Origin of the sequence: Bradyrhizobium sp. B025, from assembly GCF_042257955.1 — a bacterium.
GTDB classification, from domain to species: domain Bacteria; phylum Pseudomonadota; class Alphaproteobacteria; order Rhizobiales; family Xanthobacteraceae; genus Bradyrhizobium; species Bradyrhizobium diazoefficiens.
Window position 1 is genome coordinate 2020216 of the sequence record NZ_CP170150.1, and the last position, 24917, is coordinate 2045132.

At 65.6% G+C, this 24917-nt stretch carries 20 protein-coding genes; 15 read left to right on the plus strand and 5 right to left on the minus strand.

Annotation, left to right across the window (positions count from 1 at the left end; translation table 11 throughout):
• Positions 1 to 118 precede the first annotated feature (118 nt).
• Complete coding sequence (locus ACE10W_RS09330) at positions 119 to 1126, minus strand: polyprenyl synthetase family protein (RefSeq protein ID WP_304551199.1); 1008 nt, start codon at positions 1124 to 1126, stop codon at positions 119 to 121.
• Between the two features lie 132 nt (positions 1127 to 1258).
• On the opposite strand from ACE10W_RS09330, the gene ACE10W_RS09335 reads away from it, so the two are divergent.
• From ACE10W_RS09335 to glyS, 6 genes are all read left to right on the plus strand, one after another.
• Positions 1259 to 1486: a DUF2007 domain-containing protein gene (locus ACE10W_RS09335; RefSeq protein WP_011085319.1), complete on the plus strand. Its 228-nt coding sequence runs from the start codon at positions 1259 to 1261 to the stop codon at positions 1484 to 1486.
• Entirely contained in the window at positions 1479 to 2240 is a 762-nt protein-coding gene (locus ACE10W_RS09340; RefSeq protein ID WP_011085320.1) for a tRNA1(Val) (adenine(37)-N6)-methyltransferase, read from the plus strand. The genes ACE10W_RS09335 and ACE10W_RS09340 overlap by 8 nt, the downstream gene beginning before the upstream one ends.
• Before the next feature lie 216 nt (positions 2241 to 2456).
• Positions 2457 to 3365, plus strand: a complete 909-nt coding sequence (locus ACE10W_RS09345; RefSeq protein WP_304551200.1) for a S49 family peptidase — start codon at positions 2457 to 2459, stop codon at positions 3363 to 3365.
• Between the two features lie 116 nt (positions 3366 to 3481).
• Complete coding sequence (locus ACE10W_RS09350; RefSeq protein ID WP_028175609.1) at positions 3482 to 3673, plus strand: hypothetical protein; 192 nt, start codon at positions 3482 to 3484, stop codon at positions 3671 to 3673.
• Between the two features lie 188 nt (positions 3674 to 3861).
• A complete protein-coding gene (locus ACE10W_RS09355) occupies positions 3862 to 4797 on the plus strand; it encodes a glycine--tRNA ligase subunit alpha (RefSeq protein ID WP_011085322.1) in 936 nt (311 codons plus the stop codon).
• Positions 4797 to 6896: a glycine--tRNA ligase subunit beta gene (gene glyS, locus ACE10W_RS09360; protein WP_304551201.1), complete on the plus strand. Its 2100-nt coding sequence runs from the start codon at positions 4797 to 4799 to the stop codon at positions 6894 to 6896. Before ACE10W_RS09355 ends, glyS begins: the two co-directional genes overlap by 1 nt.
• 306 nt (positions 6897 to 7202) lie before the next feature.
• On the opposite strand, the gene ACE10W_RS09365 is transcribed toward glyS, so the two are convergent.
• On the minus strand, positions 7203 to 7556 hold the full coding sequence (locus ACE10W_RS09365) for a DUF1236 domain-containing protein (protein ID WP_038965925.1): 354 nt from the start codon (positions 7554 to 7556) through the stop codon (positions 7203 to 7205).
• A 224-nt stretch (positions 7557 to 7780) separates the two neighbouring features.
• Between ACE10W_RS09365 and ACE10W_RS09370 the strand changes: the two genes are divergently transcribed.
• The 3 genes from ACE10W_RS09370 to ACE10W_RS09380 all read left to right on the plus strand — a co-directional run bounded on the left by ACE10W_RS09370 (position 7781) and on the right by ACE10W_RS09380 (position 12945).
• Positions 7781 to 7936 (plus strand): DUF3096 domain-containing protein, encoded by a 156-nt coding sequence (locus ACE10W_RS09370; protein ID WP_074077234.1) that lies wholly within the window; start codon positions 7781 to 7783, stop codon positions 7934 to 7936.
• 96 nt (positions 7937 to 8032) lie between these two features.
• Positions 8033 to 10969 carry a pyruvate, phosphate dikinase gene (ppdK, locus tag ACE10W_RS09375; RefSeq protein WP_304551207.1) on the plus strand — a complete coding sequence of 979 codons (2937 nt, stop codon included), beginning with the start codon at positions 8033 to 8035 and terminating at the stop codon, positions 10967 to 10969.
• A 521-nt stretch (positions 10970 to 11490) separates the two neighbouring features.
• Positions 11491 to 12945 (plus strand): cell wall hydrolase, encoded by a 1455-nt coding sequence (locus tag ACE10W_RS09380; protein WP_304551209.1) that lies wholly within the window; start codon positions 11491 to 11493, stop codon positions 12943 to 12945.
• A 189-nt stretch (positions 12946 to 13134) separates the two neighbouring features.
• On the opposite strand, the gene nadC is transcribed toward ACE10W_RS09380, so the two are convergent.
• From nadC to nadA, 3 genes are all read right to left on the minus strand, one after another.
• The gene (gene nadC / locus ACE10W_RS09385) at positions 13135 to 14013 is read right to left on the minus strand and encodes a carboxylating nicotinate-nucleotide diphosphorylase (protein ID WP_161536065.1); all 879 of its coding nucleotides are present in this window, start codon (positions 14011 to 14013) and stop codon (positions 13135 to 13137) included.
• 11 nt (positions 14014 to 14024) lie between these two features.
• Positions 14025 to 15635, minus strand: a complete 1611-nt coding sequence (locus ACE10W_RS09390) for an L-aspartate oxidase (protein WP_304551211.1) — start codon at positions 15633 to 15635, stop codon at positions 14025 to 14027.
• Between the two features lie 172 nt (positions 15636 to 15807).
• Entirely contained in the window at positions 15808 to 16926 is a 1119-nt protein-coding gene (gene nadA, locus ACE10W_RS09395; RefSeq protein ID WP_011085329.1) for a quinolinate synthase NadA, read from the minus strand.
• A 341-nt stretch (positions 16927 to 17267) separates the two neighbouring features.
• Here nadA and ACE10W_RS09400 point away from each other — a divergent pair, with 341 nt between their 5' ends.
• From ACE10W_RS09400 to ACE10W_RS09425, 6 genes are all read left to right on the plus strand, one after another.
• On the plus strand, positions 17268 to 18521 hold the full coding sequence (locus ACE10W_RS09400; RefSeq protein ID WP_038965920.1) for an MFS transporter: 1254 nt from the start codon (positions 17268 to 17270) through the stop codon (positions 18519 to 18521).
• 41 nt (positions 18522 to 18562) lie between these two features.
• Entirely contained in the window at positions 18563 to 19549 is a 987-nt protein-coding gene (locus ACE10W_RS09405) for an MDR family oxidoreductase (RefSeq protein ID WP_011085331.1), read from the plus strand.
• 113 nt (positions 19550 to 19662) lie between these two features.
• Positions 19663 to 20262 carry a hypothetical protein gene (locus ACE10W_RS09410; protein ID WP_011085332.1) on the plus strand — a complete coding sequence of 200 codons (600 nt, stop codon included), beginning with the start codon at positions 19663 to 19665 and terminating at the stop codon, positions 20260 to 20262.
• Between the two features lie 163 nt (positions 20263 to 20425).
• Positions 20426 to 20659 carry a DUF6894 family protein gene (locus tag ACE10W_RS09415; protein ID WP_028175619.1) on the plus strand — a complete coding sequence of 78 codons (234 nt, stop codon included), beginning with the start codon at positions 20426 to 20428 and terminating at the stop codon, positions 20657 to 20659.
• Positions 20660 to 20891: 232 nt separating this feature from the next.
• Positions 20892 to 22634, plus strand: coding sequence for a methyl-accepting chemotaxis protein (locus tag ACE10W_RS09420; RefSeq protein WP_028175620.1), 1743 nt, complete (start codon positions 20892 to 20894; stop codon positions 22632 to 22634).
• A 205-nt stretch (positions 22635 to 22839) separates the two neighbouring features.
• Positions 22840 to 24810 carry a methyl-accepting chemotaxis protein gene (locus ACE10W_RS09425; protein ID WP_304551215.1) on the plus strand — a complete coding sequence of 657 codons (1971 nt, stop codon included), beginning with the start codon at positions 22840 to 22842 and terminating at the stop codon, positions 24808 to 24810.
• Positions 24811 to 24917 lie beyond the last annotated feature (107 nt).

Sequence of the window (24917 nt, forward strand, 5' to 3'; positions counted from 1 at the left end):
GAAGGGCGACGGCCCGGGCCGTGCATCCTTCGAGGCTCCCGGCGCGATGCTTCGCATCGCGCCACTCGCGCCTCAGGATGACGGGGTTGATAGCAGAAGCAGAAAGACCCTCAGGCCGCTAATGCGACCGCGCCAGGCAGAACGCCACGACCTGCTCCAGCGCGCTCTTCATCGGCGACGACGGGAACAGTGCCAGGGCGTCCACCGCCATGGCGCCGTAGTGCTGGGCGCGGCTCAGCGTGTCCTCGAGCGCGCGGTGCTTGTTCATCAGGCCGATGGCGTGGTCGAGGTCGGAATCGCCGATCTCGCCGCGCTCCAGCGCCTTGATCCAGAAGGCGCGCTCGGTGTCGTTGCCGCGGCGGAAGGCGAGCACGACCGGCAGCGTGATCTTGCCCTCGCGGAAATCGTCGCCGGTGTTCTTGCCGAGCTTGGCGCTCTTGCCGCCATAGTCGAGCACGTCATCGACGAGTTGGAAGGCGATGCCGAGATTCATGCCGACCGAGCGGCAGGCGGTCTGTTCCGCCTTCGGGCGGTTGGCGATCACGGGGCCGACCTCGCAGGCGGCGGCGAACAACTCGGCGGTCTTGCCGCGGATCACGGCGAGATATTCGTCCTCGGTGGTCGCGGTGTTCTTGGCGGCCGCAAGCTGCATCACCTCGCCCTCGGCGATGGTGGCGGCCGCCGCGGAAAGAATGTCGAGCGCGCGGAGCGAGCCGACCTCGACCATCATGCGAAACGCCTGGCCGAGCAAGAAGTCGCCGACCAGCACGCTCGCCTCGTTGCCCCAGAGCATGCGCGCCGAGAGCTTGCCGCGGCGCATCTCGCTCTCGTCCACGACGTCGTCATGGAGCAGGGTGGCGGTGTGCATGAACTCGACGGAGGCCGCCAGCTTGATGTGGCCGTCGCCGGTGTAGCCGGCAAGGTTCGCCATGGCGAGCGTCAGCATCGGCCGCAGGCGTTTTCCCCCGGAGGAGATCAGATGGTTGGCGACCTCCGGGATCATGGTTACGTCGGAACCGGTCCGCGACAGGATCGTGGCGTTGACGCGCTCCATGTCACCGGCGACAAGGGCAACCAGCTCTTCGATCGACGCGCCGGGACTTTCGAAAGGTACGATGACGGCCACGCCGGTCTCCAATATTTGCCCCGGAAGGGCTATTCTGATGGAAATACAATAGAAACTGGAGGCGGACGCGGCAAGTGCCGCGGAACCATTGACATTTGCCGCTTAACCCCTTTCAGGCAGGAGACCTGCGTTTTGCGTGAACTGGTTCGGACCAACGATATGGTGCTGGTGTCGGCGATCGGCGCGCTGCTCGACGGCGCCAATATCCATCATCTGGTGCTGGACCAGAACATGAGCATCATCGAGGGCTCGCTCGGCATTTTGCCGCGGCGGATCCTGGTCCATGAGGACGACGCCCAGGAGGCCCGGCAGCTCCTGACCGAGGCGGGGCTCAGCCACGAACTGCGCGGCGATGATTGAGGCCGACATCACCGAGGACGCCTTTCTCGGCGGCCAGTTGCGGCTGAAGCAGAAGCGGTCCGGGCATCGCGCCGGGCATGACGCCATCCTGCTCGCGGCGGCGACGGAGGCGAGAGCGGGCGACCGCGTGGTCGATCTCGGCGCCGGCATCGGCACGGCCGGGCTGGCGCTTGGCCGGCGCGTGGCGGGGATCAGGCTCAGCCTGGTCGAGATCGATCCGGAACTGGCGGAGCTCGCGCGCGCCAATGCGGCGGCGAACGCGATTGCCGCCGAGACGATCGTGCTCGACGTCACGGCCGATGCGCAGGCTTTCGTGGCACATGGGCTCGTGCCCGACAGCGTCGATAGTGTGCTGATGAACCCGCCCTTCAACGATCCGGTGCGCCATCGCGGCTCGCCGGACCAGGCGCGCCATATCGCGCATGTGGCGACGGAGGAGACGCTGCATGCGTGGGTGCATGCAGCGCGGCGTATCCTCCGGTCGAACGGTGTGCTGACGTTGATCTGGCGCGCGGATGGAATCGCCGAGATTTTGGCAGCGCTGTCACGCGGCTTCGGCAGCCTTGCGATCCTGCCGGTTCATGGCGAAGCGGGACGGCCCGCGATCCGCGTGCTGGTGCGCGCGATCAAAGGCGGCAGGGCGCCGACGCGCCTGCTGCCGGGCCTCATGCTTAACGAAGAGTCACACGTGCCTAAAAAAGAGGTGACGGATATTCTGGAGGGAAGGGCAGTCTTGCCGCTGGCGGAGCTGTGACGGCCTACTGCGGCAGCGATTCCGACTGCTGTTCTTGCGGGGACGTAAAGCGAATCGCCGTGAAAAGCGCACCGATCAGCATCAACAGCAGATAGATCTTCATGGCGTTTCCTCCGCTGCTTCATTGCAGCTTCCCGACGGGAATTCTGCAAAACACGTTCCAGGCACTTTCAATGACAGTCGCGTGATAAAAAATGGTTAAACAGAGGTAACGGCATGGCCGAACAATTGAACGATCGTGAGAGTTCCGGCCTGGCCGACAAGCTCATGCAATATCTGCCGGCGCGCTTCCGCCCCGGCACGGCGGTGGTGCCGGTGGTGCGGCTGTCAGGCGTGATCGGTGCAGTGACGCCGCTGCGTCCGGGCATGACGCTCGCAGGCGTCGCGCGGGTGCTGGAGCGGGCCTTCTCGATGCGGAACGCCAAGGCGGTGGCGCTGGTGATCAATTCGCCCGGCGGCTCGCCGGTGCAGTCGCGCCAGATCTATCTGCGCATCAAGCAGCTCGCGGCGGAGAAGAAGCTGCCGGTGCTGGTGTTCGTCGAGGACGTCGCGGCGTCGGGCGGCTACATGATCGCCTGTGCGGGCGACGAGATCTTCTGCGATCCGTCCTCGATCCTCGGCTCGATCGGCGTGGTCGGCGGCAGCTTCGGTTTCCAGGACGCGATCAAGCGGCTCGGCATCGAGCGGAGGCTCTATACCGCCGGCGCGCACAAGGCGATGCTCGATCCGTTCCTGCCCGAAAACCCCGACGACGTCGCCAAGCTCAAGGCGCTCCAGCGCGAGATCCACCAGATCTTCATTGCGCTGGTGAGGGAGAGCCGCGGCGCGCGGCTCAAGGGCGAGGACGACACCTTGTTCACCGGCGAATACTGGGCCGGCGAGAGTTCGATCGCGCTGGGGCTGGCCGACGGCATCGGCGATCTCCGCTCAACTCTTCGTGCCCGCTATGGCGAGAAGGTTCTCACCCCCGTGATCGCGCAGCCGACCGGGCTGCTGTCCGGCCTTCTGGGGCGCAAATCGCCCGGCGCAGGCCAGCTTTCGGCCCTGGAATCAATGGCCGGGCTGCCGGACGAGCTGATCTCGGCGGTCGAAACGCGGGCGATTTGGGCGAAATTCGGGTTCTAGGGCGCGGTCTTCCGCGCCATTTGGTCCCAAGGAGACTTGAAGCCGGGCCAATTGCGGCGCGGCCCGGTCTGCGCAAGAATGTGCGTGGGGGCTGAGCACTAGACAAGGATCGACAGATGCCGCCGTTCGTCGCTTTCGCGGGCGTCCTGGGCGGGCTTGCCGTGGTCCGCTGGGCCTACAAGACCGCTGTCCGGATCAACCAGGAGCTGGAGGAGATGCGCCTCGCGCGCGTCGCCGAGGCCGCCCATATGGGGGACATCCAGACGCTGAAGCGTGACCCCGTGACCGGGGCGTATCGGCCGGGTTAGCTGCACCTTCCACACGGCGTCATTCCGGGGCGGTCCGCAGGACCGAACCCGGAATCTCGAGCTTCCGGGTTCGCCCTTCGGGCGCCCCGGAATGACGGCCATTTCCACCCCCTTTGCCTTGATTCCCATCCCTGCCGTCGATACGGTCCCGCGCGATTCAAAACCCCCCGCGAGAGCCTGATCTGACGATGGACGCCTCCTTGCCCGCCCATATGCGCCCGGAACGCTCGTTCCAGGGCTTCATCCTCGCGCTCCAGCGGTTCTGGGCCGAGCAGGGCTGCGTGATCCTGCAGCCCTACGACATGGAGATGGGCGCGGGTACCTTCCATCCGGCGACCACCCTGCGCGCGCTCGGGCCGAAACCCTGGAACGCGGCCTATGTGCAGCCCTCGCGCCGGCCCAAGGACGGCCGCTACGGCGAGAATCCGAACCGGATGCAGCACTATTACCAATTCCAGGTGATCATGAAGCCGTCGCCGCCGAACCTTCAGGAGCTGTACCTGAAGTCGCTCGCCGCGATCGGCATCGATTCCGCCGTGCACGACATCCGCTTCGTCGAGGACGATTGGGAGAGCCCGACGCTGGGCGCCTGGGGCCTGGGCTGGGAATGCTGGTGCGACGGCATGGAGGTCTCCCAGTTCACCTACTTCCAGCAGGTCGCGGGCTTCGAATGCGCGCCGGTCGCGGGTGAGCTCACCTACGGGCTCGAGCGCCTCGCGATGTATGTGCAGGGCGTCGACCGCGTCTACGACCTCAATTTCAACGGCCGCGACGGCGACGCCAAGGTCACCTATGGCGACGTCTTCCTCCAGGCCGAGCGGGAATATTCGAAGCACAACTTCGAAGTTGCCGACACCGCGATGCTGTTCGAGCAGTTCAAGATGGCGGAAGCGGCCTGCCGGAAATATCTCGACGCGGGCTGGCGCGAGGGCAACCGGAAAGAGCACCTGATGGCGCTGCCGGCCTATGACCAGTGCATCAAGGCGAGCCATGTCTTCAACCTGCTCGACGCGCGCGGCGTGATCTCCGTGACCGAGCGGCAGAGCTATATTCTTCGCGTGCGCGAGCTGGCAAAGGCCTGCGGCGAGGCCTGGATCCATACTGAAGCGGGCGGAGCGGCCTGATGCCCGATCTTTTGCTTGAACTGTTCTCGGAAGAAATCCCCGCGCGCATGCAGGCGAAGGCGGCCGACGATCTGCGCCGCATGGTCACCGACAAGCTGGTCGCCGAAGGCCTCGTCTACGAGGGTGCGAAAGCCTTCGCGACGCCGCGCCGCCTTGCGCTCACCGTACACGGAATCCCTGCGCGCCAGCCCGACCTGAAGACCGAACGCCGCGGACCGAAAATGGGCGCGCCCGATGCGGCCGTGCAGGGTTTTCTGAAAGCGACAGGTTTGAAGTCGCTGGATGAGGCTAAGATCCAGCGCGATCCGAAGGGCGACTTCTACATCGCGCTGATCGAAAAACCCGGCCGCGACGCGATCGACGTGCTTGCGGAGATCCTGCCCGTCATCATCCGCACCTTCCCCTGGCCGAAATCGATGCGCTGGGGCGCGCGTTCGGGCAAGCCGGGCTCGCTGAACTGGGTGCGTCCGCTGCACGCGATTACCGCGACGTTTGGGCTCGAGACCGAAGAGCCCGATGTCGTGAAGTTTGCGGTGGACGGCATCGAAGCCGGCCAGACCACCTACGGCCATCGCTTCCTGGCGCCCGCCGCGATCAACGTGCGCCGCTTCGAGGACTATGAAGCGAAGCTGCTGGACGCGAAGGTCGTGCTCGATCCCGAGCGCCGCAAGGACGCGATCCTCACCGACGCCAAGCAGCTTGCGTTCGCGCAGGGTTTCGATCTCGTCGAGGACCAGAACCTGCTCGACGAGGTCGCCGGCCTCGTCGAATGGCCGGTCGTGCTGATGGGCTCGTTCGAGGAGGAATTTCTGGCGACGCCCGCGGAAGTAATCCGCGCCACGATTCGCAACAACCAGAAGTGCTTTGTCGTGAGCGATGCCAAGACGGGCAAGCTCGCCAACAAGTTCATCCTGGTCGCCAACATCGAGGCGACGGATGGCGGCAAGACCATCATCGCCGGCAACGAGCGCGTCATCCGCGCGCGGCTTTCCGATGCGAAGTTCTTCTACGAGACGGACCTCAAAACCAAGCTCGAGGACCGCCTGCCGAAGTTCGAGCAGATCGTGTTCCACGAGAAGCTCGGGACGCAGGCCGCGCGCATCAAGCGCATCGAGCGGCTCGCCGCCGAGATCGCGCCGTTTGTCGGCGCCGATGTTGCCAAGACGACGCGTGCCGCGCATCTGGCGAAGGCGGATTTGCTGACCGAAGTCGTCGGCGAATTCCCTGAGGTGCAGGGCCTGATGGGCAAGTACTACGCGCTGGCCCAGGGCGAGGATGCCTCCGTCGCGGCGGGGTGCGAGGAGCACTACAAGCCGCAGGGCCCCGCCGATCGCGTGCCGACCGACCCGGTCAGCGTCGCGGTGGCGCTCGCCGACAAGCTCGACACGCTCGTCGGATTCTGGGCCATCGATGAGAAGCCGACGGGCAGCAAGGACCCGTATGCGCTGCGTCGCGCGGCGCTCGGCGTGATCCGGTTGATTGCCGAGAACACGTTGCGGCTGTCGCTCATGAAGGTGGCTGCGTCCGCACTCGCCGGCTTGTCGGTGAAGCCAGCCGATGCGCAGAAGCTTCCGGGTGACCTGCTTACCTTCTTCGCCGACCGTCTGAAAGTCCAGCTCCGCGAGCAGGGCGCGCGGCACGATCTCGTCGACGCCGTGTTCGCCCTCGGTGGCCAGGACGACCTGCTGATGATCGTTCGCCGCGTCGATGCGCTCGGCAAGTTCCTCGAGTCGGACGACGGCAAGAACCTGCTCGCCGGCACCAAGCGGGCCAGCAACATCCTCTCGATCGAGGAGAAGAAGGACAAGCGCACGTTCGATGGTGCGCCGGACCCTGCGCTCTACGGCCTCGGCGAGGAAAAGGCGCTGGCCAAGGCGATCAGTGAGGTGCAGGCGGAAGCATCCGCCGCCGTCGCCAAGGAGGACTTTGCCGCCGCGATGAGCGCGATGGCGAAGCTGCGTCCGCCGGTCGATGCGTTCTTTGAAAAAGTTCGCGTGAACGACGACGATCCGAAGGTGCGCGAGAACCGCCTGAAGCTGCTCAACGAAATCCGCAGCGCCACGCGTGCGGTCGCGGACTTCTCGAAGATCCAGGATTGAGGCGCGGCCGCGCGGCAAACACTACTGTCATTCCGGGGCGCGCGAAGCGCGAACCCGGAATCCATTCATCGTCACGCGCTGTGGCCCGATGGATTCCGGGCCCACGCCTCCGGCGTGTCCCGGAATGACGGCTCTTGCTGAGGATAAAAAAGCCCCACCCGGCGGGGGAAACCGGGCGGGGCCTGATGTCCGATTCTAACACTGCACGCGTCAGCCTGATTTGACGCGCCGGACATCGAGTTGAACGATGCGTTTTCGAGCGAAGTGGATACCGGTTCGCTCGAAAGGAACGTGTCCGTCGAGGACCTAGTCCAGCACCTCGACGATGCGCCGCGAGCGCGGCTCGACCAGCACGGTCTCGCCGTTCACGACGGTGTAGCGATAGGTGGTGGCGCCGAAACGTTGCGGCACGTCATAATAGGTGACGCCGCTCTCGGGTAAGGTGGCGCCGACCACCACGCGATCCGGAATGCGAAAGGCCGGTACACGTTGTTCGACCACATAGTCGCGGAAGGCTGGCCGCTGCTCGACCGCGATCGTCGGGCCGCCGTCGACCACGACGGGCGCGCGTCCAACCGTAATGCCTGTTTGCGCCTGTGCCGCAATCGGCGCACCGAGCGCGACGCCAAGCGCTGCGAGAGCGAGAATCCTGTTCCGCATGGGCAACTCCTTCAACATGATTTCAGCCGGCGCCAGTGGCGCGACCGGTTGCCAATGCTGCGACGCGCGCGATGTTCCGGAAAATGCCTTGCCGCATTCGCGGCATTTTTGGGCAGTTTTCGCGAAGAGGGGAACTCGTGCGACCCCTAGTGCGTCTCTACCCGCGGAACCGGGTCCGCTATGATCCGCCCGCGATTCGCCCCACCACCACGGAAAGATAATTCATGCACATCACTGTCGCCCACATTTCGCCGATCCTGTCGTTGATTGCGGGCGTGCTCATCCTGATCATGCCGCGGCTTCTCAACCTCATCGTCGCGATCTTTCTCATCATAAATGGTGCGATCGGGCTCGGATTGTTGAAGTGGCTCCATCTCTAGGCCTTCATTTTCCGGAACTCTTCGACTTGCGCGGGCCTGCCCAAAGTGGTGTAAGGCGCGCGATTTCCCTTTCCTCTCGCAGGTTGTGTGCAAGCTATGGCCAAAGCCGCCTCGAAGCCTAAGAAAATACCAGCGAAATCAAAGTCCTCCGTCAAGGCGAAAGCCGCGCCGGCGGCTCGCAAGGCGCTTTCCAAGAGCGCCCCGAAGCCGATTGCCAAGCCTGCGTCCAAGCCGGCTGCGAAGCCCGCCGCCAAGGCGGTTTCAAAGGCTGCGACCAAGCCGGTTGCGCCGAAGGCCGCCGCCAAGGTCGCTCTGAAGCCGGCACCGAGCAAAGTCGCGCCAGCTGCGGCCAAGGCCGGCAAATGGGTGTTCACGTTCGGCGACGGCAAGGCCGAGGGCCGGACGGAGATGCGCGACCTGCTCGGCGGCAAGGGCGCCAACCTCGCCGAGATGGCCAATCTCGGCCTGCCGGTGCCTCCCGGCTTCACCATCCCGACCTCGGTCTGCACCTACTTCTACGCACACGGCAAGACCTATCCGAAGGAGTTGCAGTCGCAGGTTGAGAAGGCGCTCGACCATGTCGGCAAGTTGACCGGCAAGGTGTTCGGCGACACCAAGAACCCGCTGCTCGTCTCCGTGCGCTCCGGCGCGCGCGCTTCGATGCCGGGCATGATGGACACCGTGCTCAATCTCGGCCTCAACGACGAGACCGTGGAAGCGCTCTCGGAACTGTCGGGCGACCGCCGCTTCGCCTATGACAGCTACCGCCGCTTCATCACCATGTATTCCGACGTGGTGCTCGGTTTCGAGCATCATCATTTCGAGGAAATCCTCGATACCTTCAAGGACAGCCAAGGCTACACGCTCGACACCGACCTGTCCGCGGAGGACTGGGTCGAGCTGGTCGGCAAGTACAAGGACGCGGTCGCGCGCGAGACCGGGAAGAATTTCCCGCAGGATCCGCACGACCAGCTCTGGGGCGCGATTGGAGCGGTGTTTTCATCCTGGATGAACGCACGCGCGGTGACCTATCGCAAGCTGCACGACATTCCGGAATCCTGGGGCACCGCGGTCAACGTGCAGGCCATGGTGTTCGGCAACATGGGCGAGACGTCGGCGACCGGCGTCGCCTTCACCCGCAACCCCTCGACCGGCGAGAGCAAGCTCTACGGCGAGTTCCTGATCAACGCGCAGGGCGAGGACGTGGTGGCGGGCATCCGCACGCCGCAGGACATCACCGAGGAAGCGCGGAAGGAATCCGGCTCCGACAAGGCGTCGATGGAAGCGGCGATGCCCGAGGCCTTCAAGGAGCTGACGCGGATCTACACGCTGCTCGAGAAGCACTACCGCGACATGCAGGACATGGAGTTCACGGTCGAGCAGGGCAAGCTCTGGATGCTTCAGACCCGCGGCGGCAAGCGTACCGCCAAGGCGGCGCTGCGCATCGCGGTCGAGCTCGCCAATGAGGGCCTGATCACCAAGAAGGAAGCGGTGACGCGGATCGATCCGGCTTCGCTCGACCAGCTGCTGCATCCGACCATCGATCCCAACGCCAAGCGCGACGTGATCGCGACCGGCCTGCCGGCTTCGCCCGGTGCGGCCTCCGGCGAGATCGTGTTCTCCTCGGACGAAGCGGCCAAGCTTCAGGCCGACGGGCGCAAAGTGATTCTGGTCCGCATCGAGACCAGCCCCGAGGACATCCACGGCATGCACGCCGCCGAAGGCATCCTCACCACCCGCGGCGGCATGACCTCGCATGCGGCGGTGGTCGCACGCGGCATGGGCAAGCCCTGCGTCTCCGGCTGCGGCACCATCCGCGTCGACTACGGCCGCGGCACCATGAGCATCGGCTCGCGCACCTTCAAGACCGGCGACGTCATCACCATCGACGGCTCGCTCGGCCAGGTGCTCGCCGGCCGCATGCCGATGATCGAGCCGGAGCTGTCCGGCGAGTTCGGCACGCTGATGAAGTGGGCCGACCAGGTCCGCAAGATCGGCGTTCGCGTCAACGGAGATACGCCGGACGACGCCCGCACCGCGATCAAGTTCGGCGCGGAAGGCATCGGCCTGTGCCGCACCGAGCACATGTTCTTCGAGGAGACCCGCATCCGCACGGTGCGCGAGATGATCCTCTCGGAGGACGAGCAGTCACGCCGCGCAGCGCTCGCCAAGCTGCTGCCGATGCAGCGTGCCGACTTCGTCGAGCTGTTCGAGATCATGAAGGGCCTGCCCGTCACGATCCGGCTTTTGGATCCTCCCCTCCATGAGTTCCTGCCGCATACCCATGCCGAGGTCGAGGAAGTGGCGCGTGCCATGAACACCGACCCGCGGCGCCTGGCCGACCGCGCGCGCGAGCTGTCGGAGTTCAACCCGATGCTCGGCTTCCGCGGCTGCCGTATCGCGATCGCTTACCCCGAGATCGCCGAGATGCAGGCGCGCGCGATCTTCGAGGCCGCGGTCGAGGCCGAGAAGCGCACCGGCAAGGCCGTGGGCCTCGAGGTGATGGTGCCGCTGATCGCCACCAAGATGGAGCTCGACCTCGTCAAGGCGCGCATCGACGCCACCGCACAGGCCGTGATGCGCGACACCAACACCAAGCTCGCCTATCAGGTCGGCACCATGATCGAGCTGCCGCGCGCCTGTCTGCTCGCGGCCGAGATCGCGGAGAGCGCCGAGTTCTTCTCGTTCGGCACCAACGATCTGACGCAGACCACCTACGGCATCAGCCGCGACGATGCCGCGAGCTTCCTCGGCACCTACGTGTCCAAGGGCATCCTTCCGATCGATCCCTTCGTCGCGCTCGATCAGGAAGGCGTCGGCGAACTGGTCAAGATCGGCGTCGCGCGCGGCCGCAAGACCCGCCCGAAGCTCAAGGTCGGCATCTGCGGCGAGCATGGCGGCGATCCCGCTTCCGTCGCCTTCTGCCACAATATCGGCCTCGACTACGTCTCCTGCTCGCCCTACCGCGTGCCGATCGCCCGTCTCGCCGCGGCGCAAGCCGCACTCGGCAAGGCGGTCGCGAGCCAAGCGTAAGGCGATTTGAAATGTTGAATGCGAAGAGGCGGGGCCCAACCCCGCCTCTTTCATTTTGAGCGGCACTCTTGCCACGCGTCATTGCGAGCGCAGCGAAGCAATCCAGAATCCCTCCGCGGCGGCAGTCTGGATTGCTTCGCTCCGCTCGCAATGACGAGACTGTTGAACGCGCATGCCGCCACACTCTCGGTGTCATCGCCCGCGGGGCATGACTGCTGTGGTGTGGAAGCGCTGTGTGCAAACGCCAACACCGGGAACTCGTCGCGCGTGCCGTAATGATACGTGCGCGCAAGAGTTCCTTCACCATTCGCGTTGACCAGATGTTTACCGCTTCACGTGAGGCGGCATTTACCAAGGCGCATCATTGCCCCGTGAAAACACCTGCAATCGCTTGAGTGTGCCGCGCGCGCAACGCCGATTAACGCCCCGGCAACCTAAATTGGATACTTAAGAAAAAGATCGAATTGCACGGATGTACTGCGGTTCGATTTGTCTGGCGTTAGCGTAGCGTGAGCGTATCGATGTCAGTGTTGCGTAACCATCCGAAGGGCGCGCGGTTCGCGTCCTTCGGCATCGGTCTCTGCATCTTCGCATTGATGCCGAGAGAGACCGGCTATCAGGATATTGCCTCGCTGCTGGCGCGTCAGCCCGGCGTCGCCGAGCGTTGGCAGAAGCAGGTGTATTCCGCGGCGTCCTCGATCCAGCTCGCCACCTACAGTTTTTCCCGCCCCATCGGCACCTCGGTTCCGCAGAGCGCGATGGTTCGCCTCGCCAGCCTCGATGGCCGTGACGTTACCGGCGCGATCAGCCGCAATCCGGCGCTTCAGGCGCCGCCGCGCTACCAGGCCGCCGACTTTCCCAAGGTCGATCGCTCCATGAAGGGTGATCGCCTCGCTATCGTACCACCGACGACGTCTCCCGACGCTGCCGCACCGACCGCAGCCCCCGCGCAGGAAGATCCCGCGACGTCGAACAGCTCGGTGTTCGGCGCCAAGACCGCCGCGTTGCCGCAGGCGATGTCGCCGGAGTCCGCAGCCGCGCTCGACCCCGAGCTCCAGGAAGCGCTTCGCGCGCCGCCGTTGCCGCAATATGCCAATCCGCCGAAGGCCAGCGACCTTGCGCGCTCGTTCGCGGTTCAGCCGCTGGAGGTGCTGAAGCGGGCCGCAGCGCCCGCCGCGCCTGCGCGCGATCCCTTCAGCGTCAAGACCGCGAACCTGTTCTTCGGCAGCTCCTCGCTCGGCGGCAATCTCGAGAGCATCGAGAGCTGGCAGCCCGGCGCCGAGCCGCTTATCGTGATGCCCGACCCCGACATGAAGGTGACGGCCTCGCTGACGCCGCCGTCGGAAGAGATTGCCAAGGACATCGAGAGCGGCGAGAGCGTCGCGCCGAAGGGCGAGGTCAATGCCGACAACCAGCGCGCCAGGTCGCCGGCGGAGCGGCTCGCACTCGACGACAAGTCGCGCGCGAAATCCGAGAAGTGCCTCGCGGAAGCGGTCTACTTCGAGTCCCGCGGCGAGGCCGTGCGCGGCCAGATGGCGGTCGCGCAGGTTGTGATGAACCGCGTGTTCTCCGGCAAATATCCCGACACGGTGTGCGGAGCAGTCTATCAGAACAAGCACCGCCATTTCGCCTGCCAGTTCACCTTTGCCTGCGACAACAATCCCGACGTGATCCGCGAGCCCGAGATGTGGGAGCGCGCCAAGAAGATCGCGAAAGCGATGCTCGACGGCCAGATCTGGCTGCCCGAGGTCGGCAAGTCCACGCATTACCACGCCTATTGGGTGCGCCCGTCCTGGGTCGCCGAGATGAAGAAGATGTACAAGACCGGCGTGCACACCTTCTATCGCCCGCGCGCCTGGGGCGACGGCAGCGAGGAACCGAGCTGGGGCTCTCCGGCCCAGACTGCCGCACTCTCCGCCGAGCTCACGCAGGAAGCCAAGAGCTCCGCCGAGATGGGTGTGAGCGAGCGGCGCTGAGATAGCTTACGGCTGTCGCCGTAAGCGCAGCCGTGCTCCCTCGCCCCGCTTGCGGGGAGAGGGTTGGGGTGAGGGGGACTCTCCACGGGGACGGTGAGAGTTAGACTCGCGGAGACTCCCCCTAACCCGGAATCCGCGCTTTCAGCGCGAATTCCGGCCTCTCCCCGCAAGCGGGGAGAGGCAAAGAAATCACGCCTCGATATCCAGTGCACAATCGAAATTCGGCGCCGAATGCGTCAGCGCGCCGGACGAGGCGTAGTCGACGCCGGTCGCTGCGATTGCGGCGATCGAGTCCAGCGTGACGCCGCCGGATGCTTCCAGCTTGAGCCGTCCCTCGCTCATCCGCACCGCCTCACGCAGCGTCGCAAGGTCCATGTTATCGAGCAGTACGGCGTCAGCCATCCCCGTGTCCAGCACCTCGCGCAGTTGCGCCAGCGTATCCACCTCGATCTCGATCTTGATGAGATGGCCGGCGTGGGCGCGTGCGCGCTCCAGCACGGGGCGGATGCCGCCGGCGACCGCGATGTGGTTGTCCTTGATCAGGATCGCGTCGTCGAGGCCGAAGCGGTGGTTGAAGCCGCCGCCGCAGCGCACCGCGTATTTCTCCAGTGCGCGCAAGCCCGGCGTGGTTTTTCGCGTGCAGCAGATCCGCATCCTGCTGCCTTCGGTGCGCGCGACATAGTCCGCCGTCAGCGTCGCGACGCCCGACAGCCGCCCGACGAAGTTCAGCGCGGTCCGCTCCGCGGTGAGAATGGCGCGCGCGGGACCGGAGATCGTCAGCACGTGCTGCCCGCGGGCCATGCGCGCGGCGTCGCGAACATGCGCGCGCACCTCGATGTCGGACGACAGCTCTTGCAGCGTCGCCAGCGCCAGCGGCAGGCCGGCGATCACGCCGGACTGGCGTGCGACCAGGATCGCCTTTGCTTTTGTCGCCTCCGGGATCGTCGCGAGCGAGGTGATGTCGCCGGCGCGGCCGAGATCTTCGTCGAGCGCGCGGTGCACGGCCTCGTCGATCGCGAGCGGCGAGAGGAAGGCGTCGGGATAGAGCAGGGATGTCGGGGTGATCATAGAGGACTCCGTCAGGCGATCATGGGTTGCGCGATGCGCGGCATTGGGCGTTCGGTGAGGTTTTCTGCGACCTCGCGCGCTGCTGCGAGGGTGGTCATCGTTCTCTTCGCCTGCGCGGGGAGATCAGCCGGATGATCGGAGCGGAAATGCGCGCCGCGGCTCTCGCACCGCGTCCAGGCCGCAGCGGCGACGAGCAGGGCTGTTGTCGCCATGTTGCGGACAGCGATGCTCGTTGCGTCACGTTCGAGCGCAGCGAAGCTGTGCACGGCCTCCGCAAGACCGTCACCGTGACGGATCACGCCGACATGCGCGCTCATCGTCGCGCGCAGCCGCTTCACGACCGCGGCATCCGGTGCGCCGCCGCGCGGCGCCACCAATGCGTCGGGAAGGCGGGCAGCCGAGGGGATGGCGCGGCCGGCGATGTCGTCGGCGATGCGTGCGGCGTAGACCACGGCCTCCAGCAGCGAATTCGAGGCGAGGCGGTTGGCGCCATGCGCACCGGTGGAGGACACTTCGCCGCCGGCCCATAGCCCGTCGATCGAGCTGCGGCCGCGCCCGTCCACCGCGATGCCGCCCATGTGGTAGTGCGCGGCGGGCGCGATCGGGATGGCCTGCGTGGCGGGATCGATGCCGGCGGCGATGCAGCTCGCATGCACGGTCGGGAATTTGTCGGCGAAGCGTGCGCCCAGCGCCTGCCGTGCGTCGAGGAATGCGCCGCGCCCGGCCGCGATCTCGGCGAACACGCCGCGGGCCACGATGTCGCGCGGCGCGAGCTCGGCGAGCGGATGACGCGCCAGCATGAAACGCTCGCCATCGGCGTTGATCAGCGTCGCCCCTTCGCCGCGCAGCGCCTCCGTCGCCAGCGGTGCCGGATCGCGGCCGACCATGATGGCGGTGGGGTGAAACTGCACGAATTCAGGATCGGCGATCACGGCGCCGGCGCGCGCGGCGATCGCAAGGCCCGATCCGCTTGCTTCAAGCGGATTGGTGGTGACGGCATAGAGATGGCCGAGGCCGCCGGTCGCGAGCACCACCGCGCGTGAGGCGAGCAGGACCGGCGGGGCGGCAGGATTGCCGGCCTCGCGCAGCTGAAGGCCGGAGACGGCGCCGTCTTCCGTCAACAGCGCTTCGGCGACGAAACCCTCGATCAGCCGGATCGACGGCGTCCGGCGCGCGGCCTCGCCCAGCGCCGCGATGATCGCTGCGCCCGCACCGTCGCCGCGCACATGCACGATGCGGCGCGCCGAATGCGCAGCTTCCCGCCCCACCGCGAGCCTGCCTTCGAGATCGCGGTCGAACGGCACGCCATAGGCGAGCAGGTCGTGGATGCGCGGCGCGGCCTCGCGGGCGATCCCGAGCGCGACCGCTTCGTCGACAAGGCCGCCGCCGACGGCAACCGTATCTGCGGCATGTGCTTCCGGAGTATCGCCCTCGGCCACCGCCGCGGCGATGCCGCCTTGCGCCCATGCGGACGAAGCGCCCTGTCCGAGCGGTGCCGCCGAGATCAGCGTCACCGGCCGCGGCGCGAGCTTCAGCGCACAGAACAGTCCGGCAAGGCCGCCGCCGACGATGACGACATCGTCGGTGCTGCGAGTGAGGTTGTGGATGTTGTTTGTTGTCATGGCTTTCTCCAAGCTCTCAACCGTCGTCCCGGCGAAGGCCGGGACCCATACTCCGCAGCAGTAGTTGTTTGGCTAAGCTGCTTGACGTCGTTCTCTGCAACCACACCTTCCTGTGGTTATGGGTCCCGGCCTTCGCCGGGACGACACTGTGGGTGTTGCTGCTGTTTGATGCTCAATTCTTCAGATTGATCATCCGCTCGACCGAGCGTCGCGCGCGCACCGCAAGCGCGGGATCGATCGTCACCTCCTCGCGTAGCGTCAGCAGGCTCTCCAGAATGTTGGCGAGCGTGATGCGCTTCATGTGCGGGCAGAGATTGCAGGGGCGGAGCATCTCCACGTCAGGCAGCTCGGCGCGTACATTGTCGGCCATCGAGCATTCGGTGATCATCACGAGCCGCCGCGGCCGCTTCGCGCGCACCCAGTTGATCATGTGTGCGGTCGAGCCGGTAAAGTCGGCCTCGGCCAGCACGTCGGGCGGGCATTCGGGATGGGCGATGATCTGCACCGAGGGATCGGCCTCGCGAAGCTCACGCAGCTCTCCGCCGGTGAAGCGCTCGTGCACCTCGCAGGCGCCCTTCCAGGCGATGATCTTCACGTCGGTCTTCGAGGCCACGTAGGTCGCGAGATAGCGGTCGGGCAGGAAGATCACACTCGGCGCATTGAGGCTCTCGACTACCTGCACCGCGTTCGACGAAGTGCAGCAGATGTCCACCTCGGCCTTAACCTCCGCCGAGGTGTTGACATAGGCGACGACGGGAACGCCGGGAAATTTTTCCCGGAGCAGGCGAACGTCGGCGCCAGTGATGCTGGCGGCAAGCGAGCAGCCGGCGCGCGAATCCGGAATCAGCACCGTCTTGTCCGGGTTGAGCAGTTTCGAGGTCTCCGCCATGAAGTGCACGCCGCACTGGACGATGATGCCGGCCTTCACCTTGGTGGCTTCGACGGCGAGCTGGAGCGAGTCGCCGCCGATGTCGGCAACGCAGTGGAAGATCTCCGGGGCCTGGTAATTGTGCGCGAGGATCACTGCGCCTCGCGCCTGCTTCAGCTCGTTGATCGCCTTGATGGTCGGCGCCATCAGCGGCCACTCGATCGGCGGGATCACGTGCTTCACGCGCTCATAGAGCGGCGCGGTGGCGCGCTCGACCTCGTCAGTCCATTCCAGCGAGGGCATCGGCAGTATCGATCCCGTTCGTGCCGGCGCGGCGCGTGGGAAGGGCGTGATCTGGTTCGTGGCTTGGCCCTGCGGCCGGTTGGCAAAGTCGTCGGGGCCGTAAAGTCCAGTGATCGGCATCAAAGCCTCCCGCTCGTGTTATTATGCTCAATGTGAGTATATTCGGGGCCCGAGAAATCCGGCCGAGAGGCCGGGTCGCACGTCGTCATCACCCTAATATGCTCAATCTGAGTAAATCAAAGATATCACGCATGGCCGGGAGTTGCTAGGTCTGCTCGCACACATTCCCGTCAAGTCGCGCTCCGCGGCGCCGGACCAGGTCTGGTTGAAACGCAATGCTCGCGCGGCAGCCCTTCGGAGAACGCAATCATTTTTGACTTGGGATGTTCATGCATTTGCATTAAACGAGCTGACCTGTGGCTGCCTATTTCGGATCCGCCAACGACAAGATGAGGAACACCATGTCGACACAAGTGGGCGAACTCGGTCCGGTCTCGCGTTCCTCCACCTGGCGCACGCCGGCAATCATCATCCTCTGCGGCTGCGCCATCGGCATGCTCGGCTTCGGCCCGCGCTCGGCGCTCGGCTTCTTCGTGCAGCCGATGAGCCATGAGTTCGCCTGGGGGCGTGACGTGTTCGGCCTCGCCATCGCCGTGCAGAACCTGTTGTGGGGATTGGGCCAGCCGGTCGCCGGCGCGGTCGCCGATCGATTCGGCCTGTTCCGGGTGATGTGCGTCGGCGCGCTGCTCTATGCCGGCGGCCTGCTCCTGATGCGCTACTCCTCGACGCCGCTGTCGCTGAACTTAGGGGCGGGCGTGATGGTCGGCTTTGGTCTTGCCGGCTGCTCGTTCAACCTGGTGCTGTCGGCGTTCAGCAAGCTGTTGCCGCCCGAGAAGCGCGGCCTGGCGCTCGGCGCCGGTACTGCGGCGGGCTCGTTCGGTCAGTTCCTGTTCGCGCCGATCGGCGTCGCGCTGATCGACAATTTCGGCTGGCAGCAGGCGCTCACTGTGTTCGGCTTCCTGATGCTGCTGATCATTCCGCTGTCGCTGGCGCTCTCGACGCCGCCGGTCGCAAGCACGGCAAGCGCGGCGCCTGCGGATGAGCAGACCTTCATGAAGGCGCTCGCGGAAGCCTTTGGCCACCGCTCCTATGTGCTGTTGGTGCTCGGCTTCTTCACCTGCGGCTTCCAGCTTGCTTTCATCACGGTGCATCTGCCGGCGTTCCTGGTCGATCGCGGCATCTCGACACAAACCGGCGGCTGGGTGATCGCGGCGATCGGCCTGTTCAACATCATGGGATCGCTCAGCGTCGGTTATCTCCAGAACTCGCTGCCCAAGCGCTACATCCTCTCGACCATCTATTTCACCCGCGCGCTTGCGACGCTGGCCTTCATCTCGTTCCCGATCACGCCGTTCTCGGCGATCGCGTTCGGTGCGATCTCCGGCCTGACCTGGCTGTCGACGGTGCCGCCGACCTCGGCGCTGGTCGCGCTGATGTTCGGCACGCGCTGGCTCGCGACGCTCTATGGCTTCGCCTTCGTCAGCCATCAGGTCGGGGGCTTCCTCGGCGTCTGGCTCGGCGGCATCGTGTTCGAGCGGTTCGGTTCCTACACGCCGATCTGGTGGCTCTCGATCCTGTTCGGCGTGCTCTCGGCGCTGATCAATCTTCCGATCGTGGAGAAACCCGTCGCGAGAGCGGTTGCGCAGCCTGCCTGATCGGCTAAACATCCCCGTCAAACAAGTCAGGGAGTTCAGCTGTGGCCACGTTCAAGGCGATCCGGATCGACAAGGCGGACAAGGGCACCACCGCGCAGCTTACGCAGTTCGACGAAGCCGAGCTGATGGAGGGCGACGTCACCGTCCGCGTGGAATGGTCGACGCTGAACTACAAGGATGGCCTCGCGCTCACCGGCAAGGCGCCGGTGGTGCGCCGCTTCCCGATGATCGCCGGCATCGACTTCGCCGGCACGGTCGAGCAATCCTCGCATCCGCAGTGGAAGGCGGGCGACAAGGTCGTCTGCACCGGCTGGGGCATGGGTGAGACCCATCTCGGCGCCTATGCCGAGAAAGCGCGGGTGAAGGGCGACTGGCTGGTCGCCCTGCCGCAGGGCCTGTCGGCGCGCGACGCCATGGCGATCGGCACTGCCGGCTTCACCGCAATGCTCTCAGTGCTGGCGCTGGAGAAGCACGGCCTGTCGCCGAAGAGCGGCCCCGTGGTGGTGACGGGCGCGGCCGGCGGCGTCGGCTCGGTCGCGACCGCCGTGCTGTCCAAGCTCGGCTATCACGTCATCGCCTCGACCGGCCGCACCTCGGAAGCGGATTACCTGAAGCACCTCGGCGCCGCCGAGATCATCGACCGCAACGAATTGTCGGCGCCGGCCAAGCCCCTCGCCAAGGAACGCTGGGCGGGTGGTGTCGACAGCGTCGGCTCGACCACGCTGGCCAACCTCCTGTCGATGACGAAGTACGGCGGCGCGATCGCGGCGTGCGGCCTTGCCGCCGGCATGGACCTGCCGTCTTCTGTCGCACCTTTCATTTTGCGCGGAGTGTGCCTTCTCGGCATCGATTCCGTGATGTGCCCGATCGAGCCCAGGAAGGCCGCATGGCAGCGTCTGGCGTCCGATCTGGACCGGTCTAAACTATCTGAAATTACTCACGAAATTCCGCTCGCCGAGGTTTCCGAATGGGGCGCGAAAATCCTGTCCGGCCAGGTCCGCGGCCGGATCGTGGTAAAAATTGTCTAACGGCGTTCAGACTTTACCAACCAAGCTGCTTCAATGTCGCCATGGTTAGTATGGTAAGCAGCGGGTAAAGAGATAAGGCATCGCCCGCTGCGGGGGTCGGTTCGGAGTTGAGCATGCTTGCGCGTATTGTGTTGGGGGCTGTCACGGCTGCGGCGACGATTGCGCCGGCCATTGCTGGAGGCATGAACGCCGACGAGGCACGTCGCTTCGTCGCCGGCAAGGTGTTCGCCTTCACCTGTTTCGACGGCACCCGCGGCGCGGGCCGAATCCTGGATGACCTCGGCGCCGCCGGCGCCGTGCAGTTCTCGGGCGCGGGCCCGGTCCGCCATCTCCGCCTGCCCGGCAACACGCTCCAGATCCGTGGCCAGAACGTCTGCGCCTCGATCAAGGGCATTCCGTTCGAGCCCTGTTTCAACCTGGAAAAGACCGACGATCGCAGCTTCCGCGGCTCGGTGTCGGGCATGGGCTTCGCCTATTGCGACTTCCACCACCAGGGCGGCAACCAGATGCTGATGGCGCGCGCCGTCGCGCGGCCGCGCTCGCTGCGCTCTTCGGAGCACACGGGGTCGGTCGCTACGCCGAACACCGAGGTCGCCGCGCGCGTCGAGACCCCGCGTGTCGAGAGCAGCCGGCTCGAGCCGGTGAAATCGGAAAGCAAACCGGAGCCCGCGAAGAACGAAGGCCCGCTGGAGCTGCGCCGCTCGACCCAGTGAGCGGCTGCGCGGGACCGTCCGCGCACTTTCTCGTTGAAGACGTCCATCGAACACGAAGCCGCCGCGCCGTAGTCATACGGACGGCGGCTTTCATGCGTTGGTAGCTGTTCGCGTCCCAGTTTGCGTACGGCCGGGGGGCGCGGCCCGATAAAAGGGTTCAACGATGTCGCTGTACTTCTTCCGCATCAGTACCGGTCGCTATTCCGGCGCCGCCGATCAGCCGTATGAGTTCGAGGATCGCGCGGCCGCGTGGACCGAGATGACCGAGGTCTGCGCCAATCTGCTCGGCGGCATCTCGCGCACCCTGAAACCGAACGCCGAGTGGTGCATGGAGCTGCTCGACGAGAACAAGAAACCGGTGTTTCGCATCAGCCTCGTCGGGGAGACGGTGAACTGACACCGCCGCGAATGACGGCGCGGGCGTTAACGAACGCGAAGCATGCAAATCCGAGAAGCTTCATTTCGCTGCGCGTGAAACGTGTGGAAGTCCACAGATTTAAGCTGCGTTTTCCGTACTTCTACCTAAGACGCGAGGGCCCCGCTTAACGTTAATGAGTAACCTGCCGGTTAGCCTTCCCGGGATGTTCACGCGCTTCGTCGCGGCAATGCGTATCCCGGGGAAAAGTTCGATGATGGTCATTCAGAATCTGCGAATCGGCACCAAGCTCGCCATCACCTCCGCGCTGACAATCGGGCTCGTCGCGCTGATGATCTTCCTCCAGATGAGCGGCAGCACCGAGGTTCAGAGGCTCGGCAACGGAGTATCGGGACAGCAGACGATCGCGCAAAACGCCGCGGAAGCGAAGGCCTCGGTGCGAGGGATGCAAATCGGCATTCGCGACATCCTGACCTCGTCCTCGCCCGCCGAGATGCAGAAGGCGGTCACCTATTTCAACGACCGGCAGACGGCGGCCCTGAAATACTCCGGCGAAATGGCCAAGCTCTCGCGCTCGGCGGAAAATCGCAAGCGGATCGATCGCCTGACCGTGCTGATCGGCGAATTCGGCAAGGGTGAGCTGCAGATCGAAGCCATCCGCAAGCAGGAGCTTGCGCTCGATGGGAAGAAGGACGGCGAAGCGGCGGCGCAACTCGCAAAGCTCGTTGCCGAGGTCGATCGCATCCGCAAGGGGACGCTGGCGCCGATCAACGAAGAGATCTCCGAGCTGGCCAATCAGATCACCGACTTCGCCAAGCAGAGGAGCGTCGAGACGCGCACCGAGGCAGAGGCCGAAGCCGCGTCGGTTGCGCGGACGTCGCTCGTCACCGGCGTGCTGGTCGCGCTGGTTCTGATCGGTGCCTGCATCTTCTCCGTCTTCAGCATTGCGCGGCCGATGCGCGCACTCACGGCCGCGATGGAGAAGCTCGCCGGCGGCGACTTTTCCGTGGTGCTGCCAGGCCTCGGCCGCAAGGACGAGGTTGGCGAGGTCGCCGGTGCCGTCGAGAAATTCAAGATCGTATCCGAGCAGAAGGCGCGCGAGGAAGCGGAGGCCAAGATGCGGCAGGATCAGATCGCGGCCGAGCAGCGCAAGGCCGAGATGCGCAGGCTCGCCGACAGCTTTGAAGGCGCCGTCGGTGAGATCGTCGGCACGGTGTCGTCGGCCTCGACCGAGCTCGAGGCATCCGCGACGACGCTGACCTCGACCGCCGAACGCACGCAGCAGCTTACCACCGTGGTTGCAGCAGCCTCGGAGGAAGCTTCCACCAACGTGCAGTCGGTGGCGTCCGCGACGGAGGAACTGTCGTCCTCGATCACCGAGATCAGCCGGCAGGTGCAGGAATCCGCGCGCGTGGCGAGCGAGGCCGTCGGCCAGGCCCGCACCACGACCGAGCGCGTCAGCGAGCTGTCCAAGGCGGCGACGCGGATCGGTGACGTCGTCGAGCTGATCAACACCATCGCGGGCCAGACCAACCTCCTGGCACTCAATGCCACGATCGAGGCGGCGCGCGCCGGTGAAGCCGGCCGCGGCTTCGCTGTCGTTGCCTCCGAGGTCAAGGCGCTCGCCGAGCAGACCGCGAAGGCGACGGGCGAGATTGGCCAGCAGATCGCCAGTATCCAGACCGCGACCGAGCATTCGGTCGGCGCGATCAGGGACATCAGCGACACCATCGAGAAGCTGTCGGAGATTTCCTCGACCATCGCAGCGGCCGTGGAGGAGCAGGGCGCGGCGACGCAGGAGATCTCCCGCAATGTGCAGCAGGCCGCGCAAGGCACACATCAGGTCTCGTCCAATATTACGGACGTGCAGCGTGGCGCGAGCGAGACCGGATCGGCCTCCTCGCAGGTGCTGTCCGCCGCGCAGATGCTGTCCGGCGACAGCAATCGCCTCAAGCTCGAGGTCGGCAGATTCCTGGAGACGGTGCGCGCCGCCTGAGGGCGGCCGTCCTCACTGGTCACCCGACGGCTGCAACCGTCGCGCGAAGGTGCACGGTGTTCGCATGCGTTCGCGGCTGGATGCGCGATCAGAAGAGCTGCACGGTTAACCTTCCGGAAAAGCGATGCAGGCATCATCTCCGCAATATTCCGCGCGCCCAGCCGCCCTCCCTGCATTGCGTATCAATCGTCTTGGAGCACATTCCATGAGTGGCCTCTCCATTCGCCTCACCCACAAGGTCATGGCGATCGGACTGTTCGGACTGTTAGGTCTCGTCGCCTTCGGCGCGATCTACGAGATCGGCAGCCTTTCCCAGGACGCATCGCGCGACATTGCCAATCGTGCCCGCGCGATCGCCGATCTCGACAAGCAGCTCTCGATCGAGATGCTGGAGGCACGCCGCAACGAGAAGAACTTCTTGCAGCGCCGGGCCGAGAGCTACGCCAAGGCGCATGCCGAGCTGATCGGGCCGATCAACCGCGATTTCGATGAGGTGCAGCGGCTGATGGCGGCGGGCGGCATGAGCGTGCTGTCCGACAAGATGAAGCAGGCCCAGGACGGCTTCAAGCGATACGCGTCGGACTTCGGCGCATTGGTGGCCGCCGAGACCAGGCTCGGTCTGAACGAGACGGTCGGCCTGTCCGGTTCGCTCCGCGCCGCGGTGCACGACATCGAGGCCAAGCTGAAGGAGATCGACGATCCCAGGACGACGACCTGGATGCTGATGATGCGCCGGCACGAGAAGGACTTCATGCTACGGCGCGACCCCAAGTACATCGCCGAGGTGAAGAAGGCCGCGGTTGAATTCTCCAAGGCGATAGAGGTCGTCGCAATTCCGACGGCGGCGATGAACGACATCATGGCCAAGCTCCAGAAATACCAGTCCGAGTTCACGGCCTGGGCCGAGACCGCGCAGCAGAGCGCGGCCCTTGACGCCAGCATGATGAAGACCTTCCGCGAGGTCGAGCCTGTCATGGCGGAGGTGCGGACCGCGGTCGATGCGATGTCCAGGCGGGCGGACGCCGCCGAAGCTGCCACGCGCGAGGCCGTGCGTCTGTGGATGGTCGTCGCCTTCGGCGTCACCGTCATCGTGCTTGCCGCCGTCGGCTTTTTGCTGGGACGCTCGATCTCGAAGGCACTCGGTGCGATGATCGGTGCGATGACCCGGCTTGCGCGCGGCGATCTCTCGATTTCCGTTCCCGGCGTCGGCCGCAGGGACGAGATCGGCGAGATGGCCGGTGCGGTCGAGGTGTTCAGGACCAACATGGCGGAAGCCGAGCGGCTGCGCGCCGAACAGGCGGAAGCGGACGCGCACGGGCGCGAACAGCGCAAGGCCGACATGCAGCGGCTCGCCGACCGGTTCGAAGGCGCGGTCGGCGAGATCATCGAGATCGTGTCGTCGGCGGCAACCGAGCTCGAGGCGTCTTCCAACACGCTGACGCAGGCCGCCGAGCGCGGCAACGGGCTTGCCACCGCCGTGGCGGCGGCCTCGGAAGAGGCGTCCGCCAACGTGCAGTCGGTGTCATCCGCGAGCGAGGAGATGACCTCCTCGATCTCCGAGATCAGCCGCCAGGTGCAGGAATCGGCGCGCGTCGCCGACGTCGCGGTCGGGCAGGCCCAGCGTACCAATGCGCGCGTCGCCGAATTGACCAAGGCGGCCTCCCGGATCGGCGACGTGGTGGAGCTGATCAACACCATCGCCGCCCAGACCAACCTGCTGGCGCTCAACGCGACGATCGAGGCGGCGCGGGCGGGCGAGGCCGGCAAGGGCTTTGCGGTGGTCGCAACCGAAGTGAAGGCGCTCGCCGAGCAGACCGCGAAGGCCACGGGCGAGATCGGCCAGCACATCGGTGCGATCCAGGCCGCGACGGACGACTCCGTCGGCGCGATCAAGGAGATCGGCGACACCATCGCGCGGATGTCGGAGATCTCGTCGACCATCGCGGCCGCGGTGGAGGAGCAGGGCGCCGCGACGCAGGAGATCTCCCGCAACATCCAGCATGCCGCGCACGGCACCTCCGAAGTCTCGGCGAATATCGCCGACGTCCAGCGCGGTGCCGGCGAGACCGGAGCCGCCTCGGCGCAGGTGCATTCGGCCGCGCATTCGCTGTCTCAGGAGAGCAACCGGCTGAAGAGCGAGGTCGCGCGCTTCCTGGAGTCGGTGCGGGCGGCGTGACGGCGTTCCGTTCGGGGTTGCGCTGCGTCGACCGCATCGCAACACGAGATATCAGTGCTGCCGCAACAGATGGTTGCAGGGACAATAACGACGAAACGGGCGAGCCC